Raw genomic sequence first — 19,158 nt, 5'->3', positions numbered from 1 at the left:
TTGATAGCGCGGTACTCAGTGTTGCTGTAGCTGTTTAATCGCGCCAATCAGGGCGTTTATGCCTGTTTCGACTTTGCTGCGCGGGCAGCCGACATTCAGCCGGACATATCCGATCCCCTCCGGGCCATAGGTATCGCCGCGCATGATCGCCACTTTGTAGTCGTTGATCAGTATCTGCTGGAGGGCATCCATATCGATATGCAGCGGGTTGAGATCAATCCACGCCAGATAGGTGCCTTCCGGGAGCTGGTAGTTGACAGCCGGGCAGTGTTGATTGAGCTGTTCGGCAACAAAGCTCAGGTTTTGGTGTAGGTATGTTTTAAGTGCATCGAGCCACTCGCTACCGTCACGGTATGCCGATATATGCGCGATAACCCCGAGGATAGACGGCGACGACAAGCCATGGGCGGCTTTTAGCTGAGTCAGGTAATCAGCTCTGGCTTCTGGATCGGCGATGATGGCATAAGCGCCGGTCAGTGCCGGGATATTGAAGGACTTTGAACCCGAGCTGACGATGGCCCAATGGGGGGTGGTTGCCACCTGCGACCAAGGTATGTAGCGCTTGAATGCCATATCCATGTGAATATCGTCTGAAATCACTTTCACACCGTGCTGGTGGCAGATGCGTGCCATCTGCACCAGTTCCTCTTCGCGCCATACCCGTCCGGTTGGGTTATGTGGGCTGCACAGTAGTAGCACTTTGCATTCCGGACGGGCTGCTTGTTCTTCGAATTGTTCCCAGTCGATGGCGTAGCTGCCGTTTGCAGTTTTCAGCAGCGGGCTGGCAAACAACTCGCGCTGGTTGGCCGTTAGCATATTGCCGAAGGCATCGTAGGCCGGGGTGTGGATCAGCACCCCGTCACCTGGCTGGGTCCATAGGTTCACAAGCTGCGAGATGATGTAAATCACCGAAGGGCCGTAAACAACGGCCTCCTGATCCAGCGTGGCTTGGTAGCGCTGGGCGAACCACCCGGTAATCGCCTGTTTGAAATCATTATGGTTCCAGCGGCTATAGCCGAGTACGCCGTGGCCTAAACGATTCTGCAATGCATCAATGATGCAAGGGGCCGTTTCGAAATCCATATCGGAAATGGTGAACGGCAGCAAGTCGGCTGCACCGAAGCGATCCTGAACATAATCCCACTGGGTACAGTAGGTACCGTATCGGTTAACCGGTGTGGAAAAATCAAACATAACAACCTCTGATGACGTAGTGCCGATCCGCGTGGGTTTTGAACATGGCTGCTCGGGTATGAACGGCTCGGCATTGAACTGTGTTGGAATACCTATCGATAGCATTGGGCATTTGGGTAACTGCCCAGTGCTATCGGTGGTGGAAAACGGGAAGCCGAGGCTTCCCGTTTGTTTTTTTAGTGGTGTTGCGGTGTTACGCTGGCAGCAGGCTCTGTATTTCGTTTTTCACCAGGTGAACCTGTGGCCCAATCACGACTTGCAGGTTGTGCTCATCAAGTTTTACCACACCCAGCGCACCGTTGGCTTTGAGTACCGCATCATTGACCAGTGACATGTCCTTGACTGACATCCGCAGGCGGGTGATGCAGTTATCAAGGGCAAGGATGTTATCGGCTCCGCCCAGTGCTTCTAGGATGATGTCGCCTTTGTAGCCAGTGGTTTTCTCGCCAGCCACAGCTGCTGCGATTTGCTCGGCTGTTTCAACTTCGCGGCCCGGTGTTTTCAGGTTGAAGCGGGTAATGGCGAAGCGGAAGACGAAGTAGTACACCGCAAACCAGATACTTGCGACAACAGGTACCAGATACCACTTGGTTGCTGTGCCTTGCAGGATACCGAAGATGAAGAAGTCGATGATATTGCCGTCGGTGTTGCCGATGGTCACATCCAGTAGGCCCATTACCATGAAGCCCAGACCCGTTAGGATAGCGTGGACGAAGTACAGAACCGGAGCGACGAACAGGAACAGGAACTCTAGTGGTTCGGTGATACCGCCTACCACACAGGCTACTACGCCAGACAGTAGCAGTGCCTTGACCTTACCGCGGTTTTCCGGGCGAGAGCAGTGGTACATCGCCAGTGCCGCACCTGGTAGGCCGCCGAGGAATGCCGGCATCTTGCCTTGTGACAGGAAGGCGGTCGCTGATGGGGTAAAGCCATTGGTGGTTGAACATGACAGTTCGGCGTAGAAGATGTTGAGCGCGCCGCTGACGGTGTTGCCACAGACATCGAGTGTGCCGCCGGCTTCGGTAAAGCGGATAAGGGCAACCAGAATATGGTGCAGACCGAATGGTAGCAGTAGTCGCTCGCCCGCGCCGAACAGGAATGGGCCGAACGGGCCTGCATGGGAAATCGCTGAGCCAACGCCGTTGATGCCAGCAGCGAAGTAAGGCCAGATAAGCGGTACGGCAAGGCCGACCAAACCTAGCACTACGGTTGTAATGATCGGTACGAAACGGGCACCGCCGAAGAACGCCAGAGCATCAGGCATCTTGTAGGTGTAGAAGCGGGCATGCAGCTTGGCAACGATAATACCGACGATCACCGCACCCAAAATACCGGTATCAATCGACTGAGTACCGAGGATGGATTTCACGCCATAGGCGGCTTCCTGCTCGGCATTGCCCAGCACGCCAGCCACCGTGAGGTAGAAGTTTATCGACAGGTTGAGGGCGGCGTAGCCCACGAAGCCGGCAAAGGCCGCGACCCCTTTCTCTTCACGCGCCAGACCAAGAGGGATCGCGACGGCAAACATGAGTGGCAGGTAGATGAAGGCGACCAGACCGATTTTGGTCATCCACATGAAAAGCATCTGCAGCGGCATGATGTCCAAGAACGGCATGCTTTCTTTGACGGCGGTGCTTGACAGCGAGCTGCCGATCCCGAGCAGGATACCGGAGAAAGCCAGCAGGGCGACTGGCAGCATGAAGGTTTTCCCAAGGCTTTGGAAAAATTCCCACAAGGTACTTTTCTTTGATGAGTGAGACATATGGATAACCCCTATCCGTATTATTGTTGTAGGTAGAGTAGATAAAACGTTTTATCAAATTTGTTTTAAAAAACGCTGAGGGAGCGGCAATCTCGGCTTTCACTCAGCGTGGTCGTTGTTTTGCTAAAATTAGGATAAAACGTTTTACCTAATGATTTCGCTGTATGGATCACGAAAATTAATCCTTTCAAATCGGGTGGTTTAAAGTGTGATCAAGATAAAAGTGTGAAAGGGGCGGTAGAACGTTTTACTTGGCTGTAATATGCTTTGGGTCTCTTATATAAACCAAATTGTTTTGATACGAACTGCCGATGAGCCAGAAAAAAATAAAAATCACTGATGTGGCCGAGTATGCAGGCGTGTCGGTGTCGACGGTGTCGCTGGTCTTGGGTAACAAGGGGCGGATCTCCGAGGCAACCATTGCCAAGGTCAACGAGGCGATCAAGACCTTGGGTTACGTGCGCAATGAGGCTGCGGCCAACCTGCGTTCTCACCAGTCGAACCTGATTGGATTAGTGCTTAAAGATATTACCGATCCGTTTTATACCGAGATCACCGCAGGCTTTAGCCGGGTGCTGGAAAAACATGGCTACATGTTGTTTCTCGCCCAGTGTGGTGATTCCCCTGAGCGCCTTGAGCATTGCGTTCAGTCGATGATCCAGCAGGGGGTGGCCGGTGTGGCATTCAGTCCGCTGCGCGGAGCCAGCCAAGGTGTGCTGAAAATGTTGGCAGATGCAGCCATCCCGGTAGTGTGCGTGGCTCGTGCCAGCGTCAACGACGATGTGGATTTCGTCGTACCGGACAACACGCAGGCTGCCAAGCAGGCGACCTTGCACCTTGTTGAACAGGGGCACCGGCATATTGCCTATGTCGGCGGGCTGGGGGACTCCCTGACTCGGGCCGAGCGTATTGGGGGCTACTGTACGGCGTTGATCCAATACGGTCTGCCATTCAAAAACGAGTGGGTGATTGAGTGTCAGGGCACCCAGAAGGCCGCCGCGGAAGCCGTACAGTCGCTGTTGGTACAGCACCCCAAAATCACCGCTATTCTCTGCCATCGTTCGGCGGTTGCATTGGGTGCGGTTTACGGCGTTGAACGGGCCAACCGCAGTGTCGGTTGTGACAATTATATCGGCCAGCAAGTGGCGCTGTTGGGGTTTGACGATGTCCCCGAAGCAGAATTGACTCACCCGCCGCTGACGTTCATGTCATCGACGGCCACGTCGATTGGCGAGCAGGCGGGCCAGCGCCTGCTGAACCGGATGAAGCACCCGATACAGGGGACAGAGAAGGTCGTGTTGCCTTCTGAGCTGATTATTCGCGGTTCGGCATAGCCTACTTAGCTACTTAGTTGCGGCGTGGTGGAATGAATGGCACGGTGGTAACAGGCTCGAGGTCAATGGTGTAAGCTATTGAACTTGAGCCTTTTCATTATGTTATGTGACGAGTGCGTAGCTAGTTTGCTTTGTCAGCTGCCGCTTTTTTCAGTTTGGTGCACTCATAGACTGGCATGGCTGTGGCACCTAGCATTTTCCCATCTTGCATGCAGATGATGTACGGCGTTGTTACGGTACTGCCGCCGCTCATGCCGCTGGCAAAGGTGGCTGTGGAGAAAGCAAGGATTGCCAAAGCGAGTACTTTTTTCATCAGTAACCTCCATCTTGATTTTCTTATCAATAATTCAGCCTGCAAAACAACTGTAGCAGTAAATGGGATGGGTGTATCTCAACACTGATATTCGGGAGGTGAACCATCAGGAAGTATGGGAGGGGAAGCTGAGCCCGGGATTATTTTTTTGCCCTGCGTATTTTTGTGTTGACAGCAATTCGTGATCTGATTAACATTCGCGCCCAGCAAACGATTGCTCGCTAGCAGTCGCTTGTTTTTAAATGAATATCCCATCATAGGTCAGCTGATCCCGGTCAGTTGTTTTTCTTTTTTATATAAAGAGAGAGACAACAAATTTTGGAACCCGGCATGACCACTCAAACTTCTACCATAACTTCGCAAACAATCCCGAATTCGTCAGCCTCATGGCAGACCAAAGCGATCCTCAGCGTGGCCTTTTTGATGGCAACGACTTCCGTGGGACCGGGTTTTCTTACCCAGACTGCCGTATTTACCAATATCTACAAAATGGACATGGCGTTTCCCGTATTCGCGTCGATGTTTATCACTTTCGGTATCGTGATGAACCTGTGGCGAATTGTCGGGGTATCCGGATTGCGTATCCAGGACATTGCCAATAAGGTCGCTCCGGGAATGGGCTATTTTGTAGGTATCCTGCTTGCGCTGGGTGCCGTGGCATTCAACTTCGGTAACGTCAGCGGTGCCGCTCTGGGCCTGAACGTATTGACTGGGGTTGATACGACATGGGGCGCGTTGTTCACTGGCGTGGTCGGGTGCTTGCTGTTTGTCGTCCACAATGCCTCCAAGCGTATGGATCAGATGGCCCGTTACCTTGGCCTGTTCATGATTATCCTGATTGCCTACGTGGCGATGACCAGCCTGCCGCCGATGGGCGAGACAATGGTTGCCGCGGTAATGCCGACGGATATCGGTAGTTTGTTGTTGCCGACACTGACGATTGTCGGTGGTGCTGTTGGCGGTTACTACACCGGAGCCCAGCGACTGGTGGATATTGGCCTACAGGGCGAGGAGCAGGTAGGCGCAATCAAGAAAGCGGCTTGGGCGGGTATCTCCATTGCAGTGGTGATTCGCATTTTGTTGTTCCTGGCGGTGTTCGGGGTGATTGCAACCGGAGCGGTTCTGGATACGGCCAACCCTGCGGCTGATGCCTTCCGCCAAGGTGCGGGTGAGCTGGGCTACTTTATCTTCGGTCTGGTGCTGTTCGTGGCCTCGATTACCTCAGTGGTTGGCAACTCCTACATGGCTATTTCGCTCATCAAGACTCTGTTTCCCGTCGTCGCGCGTAACGAGAAGGCATGGTGTGTGGGTTTCATTGTTCTGACCAGTTTGGGAACAGTGACAATGAATATGCCAATCCTGCTGTTGATGCTGGCCGGTCTGGTAAACAGTATCATTCTGCCGATTGTGCTTGGCATGGTGCTGCTGGCAACCCGCCGCAAGGACATTGTCGGCGATTACCAGCATCCGGCTTACCTGACGGCAATCGGCGGCCTGATTGTTATTGTGATGGCGGCAGCGAGCTTCAGCAACATTGGTAACTTTGTGGAGAAGTTCATTGGCTGATGCTTAGCCCTTATAACACTTATCCCTTGCCATAATCGCTATATCCAAGAAAGCCGCTAGCAATAGCGGCTTTTTTATTTGATGATAATTTGGGGTGGATGGTGGATACCCAATGCTCCATGAGCATCATCGTTTGTGGCCATCAATGCCTTGTGATGTTATCGCGCTGGCCGCTCTGCTATGCTCCGGTTTCAGATCATGAGACATATGGCAGCGGCGTTGCTGCCAGACAGGAAGGCCAATGCGAAATTACGAGCTTATTACTTTTTTTGAGCGCTTCGAGGCAGACATTGTCGCGGGACGTAAAACCATTACGATTCGAGACGCGGCAGAGAATCACTACAAGCCGGGCAGTACGGTTGATGTGGGTACGTTCGAAGACGGACGGCTGTTTTGCCGTATCGAGATTTTGTCGGTAGAGCCGGTGCAGTTCGGCGAGCTCAATGCATTCCATGCTGAGCAAGAAAATATGACGCTGCCGGAGCTGAAGGCTGTTATCAAAGAGATCTACCCAGACATCGAAGAATTGTATGTGATCACCTACCGCAAGGTAGACTGAATCATCCCATCTGCTATTGGATGATAATAAAAAAGGAGCGATGAATACCATCGCTCCTTTTTTTGTTTTTCCGGTCCCGCTGCGGTCATGGGGTGCAGCGGGTCGCGGGCTATCGCTTAGGTTGGCTTAGCGCTTTGTCCACGCATCCTGCCAGTAAAGGCTGTCACCCGGTGCGTATGAGGCACTTGCACACCAGCCGGTGTAAGGCCAAGGCTTACACTCGTACAGGTTGCTGTCGTTGCCGACAACGATGTCGCCTGCCTGGTAGCTATGGCCCGCCTGGTATGGAGGGTAATCACCCGGAGGAGGTGTAACACCGCCGTCAGCTTTTACGGTAAATGGCGAGGTAAACAGTGTCATTTCACCATTTTCAGCTGTACCCACAACGTCTAGCGTGTACTGGCCAGCTTCAGCGTTGAAGATATCCAGTGTGATAGAACGGTTGCCGTTCAGATTCACTTTGGCTTGGTTTACCACGGTGCCAGTGCTGTCCACAGCCATGACGGTGACATCCAGCGCTTCGTTGGCTGTTAGTTCAAGCGATAGGCGTACGTCGCCGTTTACCGCAACATATTCAGAGGCCAGGCCCGTTACCTTCAGTTCGATACCGGTTTCAGGATCGGTGATATCGCCGCCGCAAGAGCTGTCACCAACTTTTCTCCAAACGCCCCATTCGCCGGTTGTGCCCGGCTCGTCGCCACGCGTCCACCAAGCTGCTTCCCATGTCGCGCCGTTGTGGGACACTTGGTCGCCTTCTACGTATGTTGCGCTTGCATCCCATGCATTGGCGCAGCTGCTGCCGTCGGTCACAGTGACTTTGCGCTCGACGCTGACTGTCTGGTTGGCGCTGTCAGTTACTGCGTACTGCAGCTTGTAGCTACCAGCCTTGTTGGTATTTACCTCACCTGTGATTTGGATCGTATCGGTCAAATCGCCGTCTTCGTTGTCGTTGGCAGTGACGCCCGCGCGAGGGTTGAAGGCAGTGCCAATTTGAACAGTCGTATCCGAAACACCGTTGAAGACAGGCTTGTGGCTGTAAACTTCGACGCTACGCGCCTTCACGGTTTCGTTCTTGTCACTGTCCTGAACACGGTAGGTCAGAACGTAAGTGCCAATCGCACCGGTATCAACAGAGCCTTCAACAACGATTGAACCCGTCAGATCGCCATCTTCTTTGTCAGATGCAGAGACGCCTGCCAGCTCGTTGAACACGCTACCGTGCTGTACGCGGGCGTTGTCGATGCCTTTTAGGATCGGCTCGCCATTGCTCGGTGGCGGTGGGGTTGGGTTCTGCTGGTGAACGTAAGGGCCGTAGTCCTTGATGAATTGTTCGTTATAGGCTTGGCCTGAAGCGTTAGTGCCCATGTCCCAGTTCACCGACCAGGTCATCACGCCACGTAGTGGCTGGCCTTGGTTTTTCAGGCGGTCGAAGGCATCGTAAAGATCCTGCGGCTGCTTGACGAAGCCCGTTGCTGCGGCATCAATGCTGCTTGGGATGCCGAATACCAGTTTGTTGTGCGGGATCTTGTGGAAGCCGCGGGAGCCGTTCACCAAAGAGTCAGAGATGTAGTAGATAAACTCTTCTTTCAGGGCATCGTTGTTCTGGGCAATCCAGCCCACGCCATCAATCCAGATGCCGTCGCCACCTTGGTTGTAGAACTGCGGGTTGATCCAGTCGTAGTAGCCTTCCAGATTCTCGATGTAAGGAACGTATTTGCCACCAGTGGTCAGGTATGGGAACTCTGGCGCCATGGTGATCAGGAAGTTTTTGCCTTGGGCCTGGTAGTGATCTTTAACGATGCGCAGGGCTGCCGGAATAACCGTCTGGTTGTCAGCGGCTGTGACAGCGGCTTGCTCCAGATCGATATCCAGACCGTCGAAACCGTAGCGGTCGGTCACGCGGATAATCTCGTCGGCAAAGGCGTGCTCGTCACCGGTTTTCAGTTCGATGTGGGCATCAGCACCGCCAAGGGCGATCAGAACCGAGCGGCCTTGCTTGTTCAGCGCCGTGATTTGGTCTGTGAACTGCTGCTCGGACAGGCCGATGGCTGGGTCTAGGCGGAATGTCGGGATGCGTCCTTCGGCAACGTCGAAGACTTTCATGAATGAAACGTTAAGAACGTTGTACATTGGGTTGACTTCATCAAGAGTCACGCAAGGTGCGTTACCGCCCTGATAGCCTGCGCCATCACACCAGTTGTGCCAGTAACCAACGACAACGCCGCCTTCAGGGTTAACCATTTTAGTGTTGTCGGCATAGGCTGCACCAGACATCACGGTGATGCCCAGAGTAACCGCCAGTTGAAGAACGTTACGTTTCAGCATGAATGCAATTCCTAACAATATCGCTGTGCCTATCACAGCGTTGATGGCGGCATTCTAGTAGGGAAATATTGCTGCTAGGAATAGTAATTGTCGGGAAAACAAGGCTTTTTTGTTGGGTTGTGATCCTCTGTCACAATTTATTATTGGGAAATAATATTCCATTGACAGAAATTCCGGGTGTAACCGCAGGCTTTGTAAGGTCTTTATCTGTTGTTAATCTCAATAATAACAGTTAGTTATGTTTAGCTTGTGTCTTATGTGGCCAGAACGATACGGGAATAGAACCTTATTGGGTTCCAACATAACACAGCGTAAATGCCTTGTTTTTTGGTGTGGTCCGGTTGTTTGTCTTTGTTGCCGGTCTCTGATACGGCATCTTTCGATGACTTTATTCGCATAGTGGAGAATGTTGTCTTATTTTTGAGCCTGCCGGGTGCTGCGAGTGGACTAACTTGAAGGAAAGATTTGAAACGGTAGCAGCTCATGATAGGTCGAATTGATTGGATAAAGCAGGCAAGCGTGACTGGCATGTATCTGGCGGGATTGGTGATGATGGGCGAGGCGTCGGCCGTGCATTTTGAGGCCTCCTCGTTGGATTCGCTGGACAAGACCCGGGCACAAGGCGTGAAGGCGGAGGTCGTGGAATACCATGGTCAGAAGGGGATCCATGTATCGGTTTTGCCGGGCGAGAAACCCAAATGCGAAAACTGTACATTTCTGCTGCTTGAGCAAGAGCAGTTCCGTGACGGGACGATTGAGATCTCGCTAGCGGGCGAGCCGGTGGATCAAGACAGTGCCACCGGCGGGGTGGGGATTGTTTTCAGGGTCAGTGAAGACTTGTCCAAATATGAGGGGGTCTACTTCAAACCCTCCCATACGGAAGAAACCGAGTACGGTGTTAGGCAGCATTACGCTATTCAGTATTTTTCGCATCCTGACCACAGCGCCGATGCATTGAATGAGGCGGCATCCGGTCAGTACGATGCTCCGGCGAATGTTCGAACCGGGCAATGGTTTCGCTTGAAAGCCGAGATTAACAAGAACCAAGGGATTTTCTATATTGATGGCAGCAAGGTGCTGGTGGTGGAGCGCCTGTTCCACGGCTCGGAGCTAAAGGGGCCCATCGGGCTGTTTGTCGAACCGGGTAGCGAAGGATATTTTTCGAAATTGGAAATCAAGCATAGCCAGTAATCAAATATCGCGAGGTGTCGATATTTAATGGTCTGCGTCATGTTGGTACGCAGGGAAAAAAAAGAGCAAGGCGTTTGCCTTGCTCTTTTTGTATAACCGAAGGGTTAGTTTGTGGCTGGTTCCGTTTCCAGTACCGGTTGGTTTGTGCGTACTGCATAGATGCAGAAGCCTAGGAACCACAGGCCGCTAACCGCGAAACCTGCCCATGCCGAATGGGTGTAGCCGATAGCCAGATAGCCAAGTAGCGCACCGAAAGCGACGGATGTTGCGTATGGCAGCTGGGTCATTACGTGATCCATATGGTGACAGCCTGCACCGGTTGCCGAAAGGATACTGGTGCTTGAAATTGGAGAGCTGTGGTCACCGAATACGGCACCGGCCAGTACTGCAGACAGCATAGGTAGCAGCATGGTGATGTCGCTGGCTGCTGCAATGTCGCCCGCTAGCGGAAGCATGATGCCGAATGTACCCCAGCTTGTACCGGTAGCGAATGCCATAGCGCAAGACAGAACAAATACCACGGCTGGCAGTAGTTCGATAGGCAGGTTGCCGTTTGACAGCGAAGCCAGGTAAATACCGGTTTGCATGTCACGGACAACGGCACCGATAGTCCATGCGAAGAACAGGATAATGATAGCCGGAAGCATGGCTGATACACCTTGGGGTGCTGCGCTTAGCCATGTTTTGTGGCTTAGCTTCAGGCGAAGGGCCAATGCGATGGAAACAACCAGGCTGCAGATAGCACCGTAAACCAGCGAAGAGCCGACATTGGTGTTTTCGAATGCGCCGATGATGCCGAACGGACGGCCTTCCGCAGCCAAGACTTCTGCACCAGACTGGATCATGAAAAATACCGTTGCGCTGGTCAGGGTCAGGATTGGCAATACCATGTCAATCATGCCGCCCTTGGCGTCTTCTGGAACCTCAACGTCAAGACCTGTTGGCTTGCCTTTTGACTCATCCCATAGCTTGCCTTCCAGTGCCCATGATTCATGCTTGCGCATAGGGCCGATATCCAGCTGGAATGCGATAACACACAGAACCATAAGCAGGGTGAATACGGCATACAGGTTCATTGGCATCATGGTGACAAAGGCACCAATTGGGCTCTGGTCTGTCACGTGGTGGGCAGCCATGATCCCGCCAACAAGGGCGATGATGTATGCGCCCCAGGAAGAGATTGGCATCAGTACGCAGACAGGCGCGGCAGTGGAGTCAAGCAGGTAGGCTAGCTTGGCGCGAGAAATATTGAAGCGGTCGGTGACTGGTCGGCAGATGGCGCCCACAGACAGACTGTGGAAGAAGTCGTCGATGAAGAAGATGAATACCATCAGGCCGGTCAGGGATTTGGCGCTGCGGCGGTCCTTACAACGTACCGCTGCCCAATCTGCAAACGCTTGGGTTGCACCGGAAACGCTCATCAGGCTGATCAGTGCCCCTAGCAGCAACATGAAGATGATCATGTTGACGTTATCGCTGTTGAGTGCGCCGTCGACCCAAACAATAGCAAGGACTTTATTGACAAGGTATTGCAGTGCAGCCAGTGGGGAGTAGTGGTTTAGCATCAGAGCACCGGCAAAGATACCAGCACCTAACGAGAGGAGGACACGGCGCGTCGTGACGGCCAGAATAACCGCGAGAATCGCGGGCAAGACGGACCAAGCAGAGTCCGCATAATCAACAAGGTTCATGATCTCATCACACCTATAAATTTTAAGGTGGAGATCTACCGAAAGGAAGTGTAACTAAGACGAAACTGGTTATGACTTGTTACCCCCTCAGGTAGCGCTCCATAGGAAAAAACACTATGGCAGTTCTGTACCTATTCGACACAGACCCAGCAGCAGTGTTTGATAACAACTGCCACTTCGGCGCTGACTCCTTTCTCCGGCCTCGTCGGTATCACCCTCCGCTCGGTTACTCTTAGGCAGCGCGCCTCTACTGATTTAGGGTTTTACTATGATATATCGTGCCGATTTAACATAGTAAGAATGACATTATATACGTATGAATAATTATGTCAGCAAATCTTCGCCTTTTTTCAGGCATTTTATGAGAATTTTTTATTGTTCAATAAAAAATATTTATTGAAGTCATCAATATAGGGCTTGATTTGCCTGAATAAAAAGCAGAGGGACGCAAGGATAGGCGGATTGCCGATTGAGGTATGTTTATCACTCGAACCTTTGGGAACTTGATAGAAAATGACAATGTTCACAGATTTACGGCTAGCCGTTAGACTCAGACCCGCCTTGCTTTAGTGTGTATTGTGGTCGTTAGAGGATAATTGTACATTGTGCATGATAAATATAGCTCAGGGATGAACATGTTAATACAACAAAGGCCATTCTGGCTGGTTGCTGCGGCAATGTTGGCGTTGCCTGCGGGTGTATCTGCTTCTGTCAATATGGCAGACACGCGCAGTGTCGGAATGGGAGGCGTTGGCGCCGCATCGGCCAATTACCTGTCAGCCAGTTTTCATAATCCAGCATTGGCCACGCAAAATAAAACGTACGATCGGTTCGGTTTGGTGCTTCCTGTCGCCGGGGCACGTTTTTTCAGTGATGACGAGCTTTACGATCATATTGATAGTTTCCAGCAGATTCATCGTCAGTTGCAGGCCGATCCCGATAACATCTCATTGCAGCAGCAATGGCGAGAGAGGCTAACCCAGTTGGATGATGGACGAATGGATGCTGATGGCAACGCCGGCATGGTGATTGCTGTTCCCAATCGTCACCTTAGTATGAATTTCTTTGTGAAGGCCGAGGTGGCCGCTGTTGTGCTGACAGAGGTCGACGAGCGGGATCTGGCGGTCGCAGACCCGGGCCAGCAACCGTTGTATTCCTCTGGGCTTGGCGTTGCCGGGGGCAGCGTCGATATCGGCGTTACGTTGGCCAAAGAGTTTATTTTTCTCGATCGGGATTTGAGCTTGGGGATCTCGCCCAAATATCAGCGGCTGTTGGCCTATAGCTATCAGCAGACGCTGGATAAATTTGATGATGAAGAGATAGACCTGACCGACAACTATACCGACAAAGGCGCGTTCAACCTGGACATTGGCGCGGCGTACGCGCTGAGCCGCCATACGGTCGTTGGGGTATCTGGCCGAAACCTGCTCAGCCATTCTCTGGATGCTAATCCTGCCGGTTCCAGTCGTACTGTGATGACTTATCAAATCGAGCCGGTATATGTAGCGGCCATTGCCTATAATCACCCACGTTTTACATTGGCGGCAGATATTGATCTCAATCGCAGCCAGCCGTTTGCCGAATTGGATTACCGGACGCAGTTTGCCCGTCTTGGGGTGGAGCTTGATGCGTGGCGCCGAGCCCAGTTACGTCTTGGCTATGCCCATAGTTTGACGGACAGTGCCGATGATATGGTTACTGCGGGGATCGGGCTAAAACCATTCGGTAAATTTGGGGTGGATATTGCGGCCCTTTACGGCAAAGAAGATACCTATGGGGTTTCTGCCCAGTTGGTTTTCCATTTCTAGCTTGATGTACTGGTAGATTGAGGTACGGGATAGGGCGAAGGGCACGTTAGGTGCCCTTTTTTGGCTATTGCCATTATTCTAGAGGTTAATGGCTGAAGTACTTGCAGTGTGATGTTTGCGAGTTTTCATCTGATAGAGTTTCTGATCGGCCTGATGAATCGCTTGTTTGAGATGGTTGCGCGACATGTCGCTTGATACGCCATAGCTGTAGGAGATATCAAGGGCCGTTAGGGTGTCGGCTATGGTACCGAGGAACTCACTGGCACGTTGTGGGTTGAGAATAGCGATGAACTCATCGCCACCATAGCGGATCAACAGTTCATCGGGCTGAAGTTGCTGCTTGAGGCTTTGGCTGAACAGGATCAGGGCACTGTCACCGAACTTGTGCCCATGCTGGTCGTTCAGCTGTTTGAAATCATCCAAATCGAAAAAGATGAGATCGAACTGATAGAGTGGGATTTTGGCCAGCATCTTCCGGTTAAATACCGAGGTCAGATCATCGGTGTTTTGATTGTTTTCATAGGTATTAATGGTTTTGATCGTCCCCAGAGCCATGCAGGCAATGCCGATCAAAACCAGCCCATCTTCTAAGATAACCGGTATGGAGGAAGGCAGTGAGTTCAGCCATTCTTCGGTGAAGAAGAGTTCACTGGCAGCCCGGTATATTTTTTCAATTAAGATTAACCCCATACCAATCAAGGTGATTTTCTGCCGCTGAAAAGTGGGAGTCGTCACTATCATGACAGTGAGTACGAGTAAGACGCAGAGGTATACGAGGGCAAATTCCAGTTTTGATACAAACCACTGTCCATTCAGTATGAGGATCAGCAAAAGTAACACGCTCCCGGCTGCCCATAGGGTGGCTATAGCCTTGTTCATGGTTGTCGATTCTTTCTCTGTTTATGGCTGGCTTGGATAGATGGGATCATAATTGTGCTTGAATTCACAATCTTGATATGCATCAAGTTAATAATAATTGTCGATGTTCTCTGGTTGATATTTCGTCTTGTTGTGAGTGCTTACTAATCGCCATATGCCTGTAAATTGGCACTTGGTATGACTTCAAATAAGCTATGCCTTGAGGGTATCTTTGTTTGACCCCTGCTTGCGATTGGCTTCAGATCAGGGATAAAGGCGAGACAGAACCACCATTTTGTGATGTTGCTTCTTTGTTGTTTCTCTTTGATTTATAGCCGCTTTCAAAAATATGAAATCCCGTTAGGAATAATTCCTTTTTATCATCAATTATCGTATTGGGTAATCAATGTCGGAGGAGGCGCTATGGATAAGGGAATGTGGTCAGGCAAGGACGGTGAGTTGGAATACTATTTCTCTCCAGCAGAGGGCAGTGATGCGGGCAAGTATCCCCCGATAATTTTCATTCATGGGATCCTCAGTAGCGGGAAGCTGTTTACCCATCATATGATGCCCTTGCTGTCGAGTTGGGGATTTACCGTCTACTCACTGAGCATGAGGGGGCACGGGCAGAGCCATTGTGGTTATTCCAACGTGCCGTTTCGCGACCATGTGGAAGATGTCGCGGGCTTTATCCAATATGTTTACCAGCAAGAAAATCAACCCGTGGTGGTTGCTGGCTATTCTTTGGGCGGGCTGGTTGTGCAGCATGCCAGTGGTCAGCCAGAGATCGGCAGCGATACGCTCAAGGGGATGCTCTTGCTGGCGTCGGTGCCGCCGAAAGGGTTTCATCATTTGACGCAGACACTGTGGTTGGGCAATCCCCAGCTGTCGATGGTGTTGGGTCAGGTGATGGCAATGCCCAAGTTGGCTTTGCTTAACCCGCTGTATCAATCGGTGCTGGCATCGGCCTTATTTGCTGGCACTCCGGAACCTGCCCAGTTGGATGCCTTGTTATCCGATGTCGTCGGTGAGGATTTGCGTCTGTTTATAGATTCGTCGGCAGTCACGGAGCCTTCGCCGTTGGCAACAGCCGTGATTGGGGCGATGCAGGATAAGTTGGTGCCTGAGTCTGAAGTTCGGGCAACGGCGGCTTTTTATGGCGTTGAACCTAAATTTTTCGACCCGATGGGGCATGCCATACCGGTTGAGGACAACGTCGTACCAGTATGTGAATATATACGGGACTGGCTAGTTGCATTGTCTAAATCGTGATGAGTTGTTCACAATCCTGCACCTTGAGGCAACGTGAGCATAATCCTCTGTCTATACTCCTTTTTTATGAGTGCAAGCAAGGATTTGACATGGTTCGGGCCGAGCGGTTTCTTTATTGTTTCTATCAGCATTCGCTGAGCAGGAGAGCACGTCTGCCTTTTTTACTGTTATCGGTATTGGGATGGCTGATGAGTGGGGGCGTCTCGGCTCACGAGCCAGCAACGGATGTCGTGCCATTAACCTCGGTGTATGCCGTGCCTTCGGGAAGCAATAGTGTGTGGGAGCAGGAAGCCCATGATGCGGCCGTTTATCACTCACCGTACCGGGTTTCTCTGTTTTCGGCCGAAAACGGCGAGGATGAAGAACGGCTGTGGTCGCAGACAAAGTCAATTTTCTGGTATGGGGTCGGGGTTGCCGGATTCATTGCCTTGTTGCCGAGTGATTTAACCAACTGGGATAAGAGCGATGACAGATTGCTGGAAAAGTGGTGGGACAACGTCCGCCACGGCCCCGTCTGGGATCGGGATGTTTGGTATATCAACTATATTGGTCATCCCTATTTCGGCGGGGTGTACTACCAGATTGCACGCAAGTCAGGTTATCGCCAATGGGATGCCTTTGTTTACTCGTTCATGATGTCGACGTTTTATTGGGAGTATGGCGTCGAGGCATTTGCCGAGATCCCGGCGGTACAGGATTTGGTGGTGACACCTGTGCTGGGCTGGGTATATGGCGAGTGGGCGTTTAACAAAGAGCGGGAGATCATTCTGGGTGGGGGCAAGGTCTGGGGATCGGAGTGGGTAGGCAATACCACCCTGTTCCTATTGGATCCTGTCGACACGATAGGTCGTGGGATCAACCATTGGCTTGGGCGTGATCTGATCAAAGCAGGTACTGGGTATCTAGGTTTTCAGGAAGTGCCTGTCGCAGGTGGGGGCAGCGATACCCAGTTGACACTACGGCTTAGTTACCAATTCGGTGATGGTGAGGCCCGACAGGCATTGCAGCGACGCTATACCCATACATCGCCAATGTCAGTGGTTGATCCGGTTGATTTTGGCATTGTCGGGATCAGTGTCGGGGGGCGCTACTTGGATTTGGATACCAAGTGGGGGGTAGAGAGCGTTTGGGCGCCGACAGCCAGTCTTGGCTTGTATTACACCGCTAATTTTTCATCCCGGTTGAGTTATACCCGAGCGGATACCCGCAGCCTCCAGACTGGCGAGGCCATGACCTATGAGAACTACAGTTTCGATCTGCAGTATTATTTTGGGGCCGACCAACCCCTGCGCCCCTATGTGACAGGGGGGATTGGGGAGAGCCTGCTTGATCAGGATCGGGATACCACTTCCTTTCAGGTTAATGCTGGCTTAGGTCTGCATTACCAGCTTTCCCCTAACTGGGCACTGCAAGCTGACTGGGTACATTACTATAGCGGTAAGTTGGGGAGCCACGATGATAGCTTTGTCGGCCAGTTGATTTATCGTTTTGGCGGCGGCGAGCGCGGCTGGTAGCCTGAATTCTGATGTTACCCTGTGAGGGGCTTTGCTTTTTGTGATGAAGACTGTTAGTGTCGCAGCCCTTGTGGTGGCAGGCAAATGATGATGACCCTGCTGCTAATGCCCTATTTTATTTGGCCTTGAGGTAGCGCTGCTGCCTGTGAAGGCATGACAGGATACCTTCTGTGAGCAAAAACGCGTTTTCAACTTTGAACCTAAAACCGGAGCTTGTTGCCAACCTGGCTACCCTTGGCTACGAATCAATGACACCGATTCAGTCACAGAGCCTGCCGCCGATTCTGGAAGGCAAGGATGTGATTGCACAGGGCAAGACCGGTTCAGGCAAAACGGCGGCATTCGGTTTGGGTCTGCTTGAGCACCTGAATGTGAAGCGTTTCCGGGTTCAGTCTCTGGTACTGTGTCCGACCCGTGAATTGGCGGATCAGGTTGCCAAGGAAATTCGCAAGCTGGCGCGTTCTATTCACAACATCAAAGTGCTGACGCTTTGCGGTGGTATGCCGTTTGGCCCGCAGATTGGCTCGCTGGAGCATGGCGCGCATATTATTGTCGGTACGCCGGGCCGTATTGAAGAGCATGTACGCAAAGGTTTCTTGTCGCTTGATGATCTTAATTTGCTAGTGCTTGATGAAGCAGACCGTATGCTTGAGATGGGCTTCCAAGACTCGCTAGATGCGATTGTTGATGCGGCTCCTGCCAAGCGCCAGACCCTGCTGTTCAGTGCTACTTATCCAAAGCAGATTGAATCGGTTGCCAGCCGTATTATGTTCCAGCCAGTGATGGTGAAGGTTGAATCAACCCATGATGACAGCAGCATCGATCAGCATTTCTACCATGTTGATAGCAACGAAGATCGAATGACGGCGCTGCGCCTGTTGCTGGCCAAACATCGCCCTGAGTCGACAGTGGTATTTTGTAATACCAAGATTGAAACCCAAGATGTCGCCGACGAGCTTGAGCGTTACGGTTTCAGTGCTGTGGCATTGCATGGCGATTTGGAGCAGCGCGAGCGTGATCAGACATTGGTGCGTTTTGCCAACAAGAGTACCTCGGTGCTGGTGGCAACAGATGTTGCGGCCCGTGGCTTGGATGTCGACGCGCTTGATTGCGTGATTAACTACCACCTAGCGCGCGACACCGAAGTGCATATTCACCGTATCGGCCGTACTGGCCGTGCCGGCAGCAAGGGTGTGGCTTGCTCGTTCTTTAGCGATAAAGAGCATTACAAGGTCGCTCTGCTGGAGGATTACCTCGACAAGACTATTGAGGGCGAGGCTCTGCCACCGATGCACTTGCTGGATCAGCCGCCGATGTACCCGCATATGACAACATTGCAGATTTCAGGTGGCAAGAAGCAGAAATTGCGTCCGGGTGATATTCTTGGTGCTCTGACAGGCGAGAACGGTATCCGAGGGGATCAGGTTGGCAAGATCAATGTGTTTGATATGGCAGCCTACGTCGCCGTGAATAGCGATGTTGCAAAATTTGCCCTTAAGAAAATCGAAAACGGAAAGATGAAAGGTCGCTCATTCCGAGTTCGTGTTATCCGCGGTTAATCATTTATCCTGATTTTTCGTGAAAAGCCCGCGCAATGTCGCGGGCTTTTTTATTTCATGCCTAAATATATAGGCACAGAATAAACATCAATATACAACTTGTTTGTTATTTGATGGTTTTCATAATTTGTTGAAGTGATAAAATTATCTATAATTATTTTGAACTATGAGTAAATAGCTATGTCTTAGGCTTACTTGATAAATTCAAA

Annotated in this window: 14 protein-coding genes and 1 riboswitch; of the genes, 8 read left to right on the top strand and 6 right to left on the bottom strand. The window is 51.7% G+C overall.

All coding sequences use genetic code 11. The annotated features are described in order from the left end of the window. Positions 1-15: 15 nt before the first annotated feature. Positions 16-1,194, bottom strand: coding sequence for a MalY/PatB family protein (locus tag ABT56_RS00180; protein WP_084722110.1), 1,179 nt, complete (start codon positions 1,192-1,194; stop codon positions 16-18). Between the two features lie 193 nt (positions 1,195-1,387). Next, positions 1,388-2,959 carry a maltose/glucose-specific PTS transporter subunit IIBC gene (malX, locus tag ABT56_RS00175; protein ID WP_047876837.1) on the bottom strand — a complete coding sequence of 524 codons (1,572 nt, stop codon included), beginning with the start codon at positions 2,957-2,959 and terminating at the stop codon, positions 1,388-1,390. 311 nt (positions 2,960-3,270) lie between these two features. Between malX and malI the strand changes: the two genes are divergently transcribed. Beyond that, complete coding sequence (malI, locus tag ABT56_RS00170) at positions 3,271-4,293, top strand: Mal regulon transcriptional regulator MalI (RefSeq protein WP_047876836.1); 1,023 nt, start codon at positions 3,271-3,273, stop codon at positions 4,291-4,293. A gap of 121 nt (positions 4,294-4,414) precedes the next feature. Here malI and ABT56_RS00165 read toward each other — a convergent pair whose 3' ends face one another. Then, on the bottom strand, positions 4,415-4,606 hold the full coding sequence (locus ABT56_RS00165) for a hypothetical protein (protein ID WP_047876835.1): 192 nt from the start codon (positions 4,604-4,606) through the stop codon (positions 4,415-4,417). A 330-nt stretch (positions 4,607-4,936) separates the two neighbouring features. Here ABT56_RS00165 and ABT56_RS00160 point away from each other — a divergent pair, with 330 nt between their 5' ends. Then, entirely contained in the window at positions 4,937-6,172 is a 1,236-nt protein-coding gene (locus ABT56_RS00160) for an NRAMP family divalent metal transporter (RefSeq protein WP_047876834.1), read from the top strand. 241 nt (positions 6,173-6,413) lie between these two features. After that, the gene (yqfB, locus tag ABT56_RS00155) at positions 6,414-6,731 is read left to right on the top strand and encodes a N(4)-acetylcytidine aminohydrolase (RefSeq protein WP_047876833.1); all 318 of its coding nucleotides are present in this window, start codon (positions 6,414-6,416) and stop codon (positions 6,729-6,731) included. Between the two features lie 126 nt (positions 6,732-6,857). Here the strand turns inward: yqfB and ABT56_RS00150 are convergent, their stop codons facing one another. Then, positions 6,858-9,056, bottom strand: a complete 2,199-nt coding sequence (locus ABT56_RS00150) for an immunoglobulin-like domain-containing protein (protein ID WP_047876832.1) — start codon at positions 9,054-9,056, stop codon at positions 6,858-6,860. 483 nt (positions 9,057-9,539) lie between these two features. Here ABT56_RS00150 and ABT56_RS00145 point away from each other — a divergent pair, with 483 nt between their 5' ends. Next, on the top strand, positions 9,540-10,247 hold the full coding sequence (locus tag ABT56_RS00145) for a hypothetical protein (RefSeq protein WP_047876831.1): 708 nt from the start codon (positions 9,540-9,542) through the stop codon (positions 10,245-10,247). A gap of 104 nt (positions 10,248-10,351) precedes the next feature. Here the strand turns inward: ABT56_RS00145 and ABT56_RS00140 are convergent, their stop codons facing one another. Next, the gene (locus ABT56_RS00140; RefSeq protein ID WP_047876830.1) at positions 10,352-11,938 is read right to left on the bottom strand and encodes a Na+/H+ antiporter NhaC family protein; all 1,587 of its coding nucleotides are present in this window, start codon (positions 11,936-11,938) and stop codon (positions 10,352-10,354) included. An 84-nt stretch (positions 11,939-12,022) separates the two neighbouring features. Continuing rightward, a riboswitch (Lysine riboswitch) is annotated at positions 12,023-12,196 on the bottom strand. 377 nt (positions 12,197-12,573) lie between these two features. On the opposite strand from ABT56_RS00140, the gene ABT56_RS00135 reads away from it, so the two are divergent. Continuing rightward, complete coding sequence (locus tag ABT56_RS00135) at positions 12,574-13,746, top strand: conjugal transfer protein TraF (RefSeq protein ID WP_047876829.1); 1,173 nt, start codon at positions 12,574-12,576, stop codon at positions 13,744-13,746. Positions 13,747-13,824: 78 nt separating this feature from the next. Here the strand turns inward: ABT56_RS00135 and ABT56_RS00130 are convergent, their stop codons facing one another. Then, a complete protein-coding gene (locus ABT56_RS00130; RefSeq protein ID WP_047876828.1) occupies positions 13,825-14,625 on the bottom strand; it encodes a GGDEF domain-containing protein in 801 nt (266 codons plus the stop codon). A gap of 402 nt (positions 14,626-15,027) precedes the next feature. On the opposite strand from ABT56_RS00130, the gene ABT56_RS00125 reads away from it, so the two are divergent. From ABT56_RS00125 to dbpA, 3 genes are all read left to right on the top strand, one after another. Beyond that, entirely contained in the window at positions 15,028-15,876 is an 849-nt protein-coding gene (locus ABT56_RS00125; protein ID WP_169753861.1) for an alpha/beta hydrolase, read from the top strand. Positions 15,877-16,064: 188 nt separating this feature from the next. Next, on the top strand, positions 16,065-17,390 hold the full coding sequence (locus tag ABT56_RS00120; RefSeq protein WP_047876826.1) for a DUF3943 domain-containing protein: 1,326 nt from the start codon (positions 16,065-16,067) through the stop codon (positions 17,388-17,390). Positions 17,391-17,560: 170 nt separating this feature from the next. Further along, on the top strand, positions 17,561-18,949 hold the full coding sequence (dbpA, locus tag ABT56_RS00115; protein ID WP_047876825.1) for an ATP-dependent RNA helicase DbpA: 1,389 nt from the start codon (positions 17,561-17,563) through the stop codon (positions 18,947-18,949). Positions 18,950-19,158: the final 209 nt, after the last annotated feature.

Source organism: Photobacterium aquae, from assembly GCF_001029445.1.
GTDB classification, from domain to species: domain Bacteria; phylum Pseudomonadota; class Gammaproteobacteria; order Enterobacterales; family Vibrionaceae; genus Photobacterium; species Photobacterium aquae.
The sequence above is the reverse complement of the archived record's forward strand: the minus strand, read 5'-3'. Positions and strand labels throughout refer to the sequence as shown.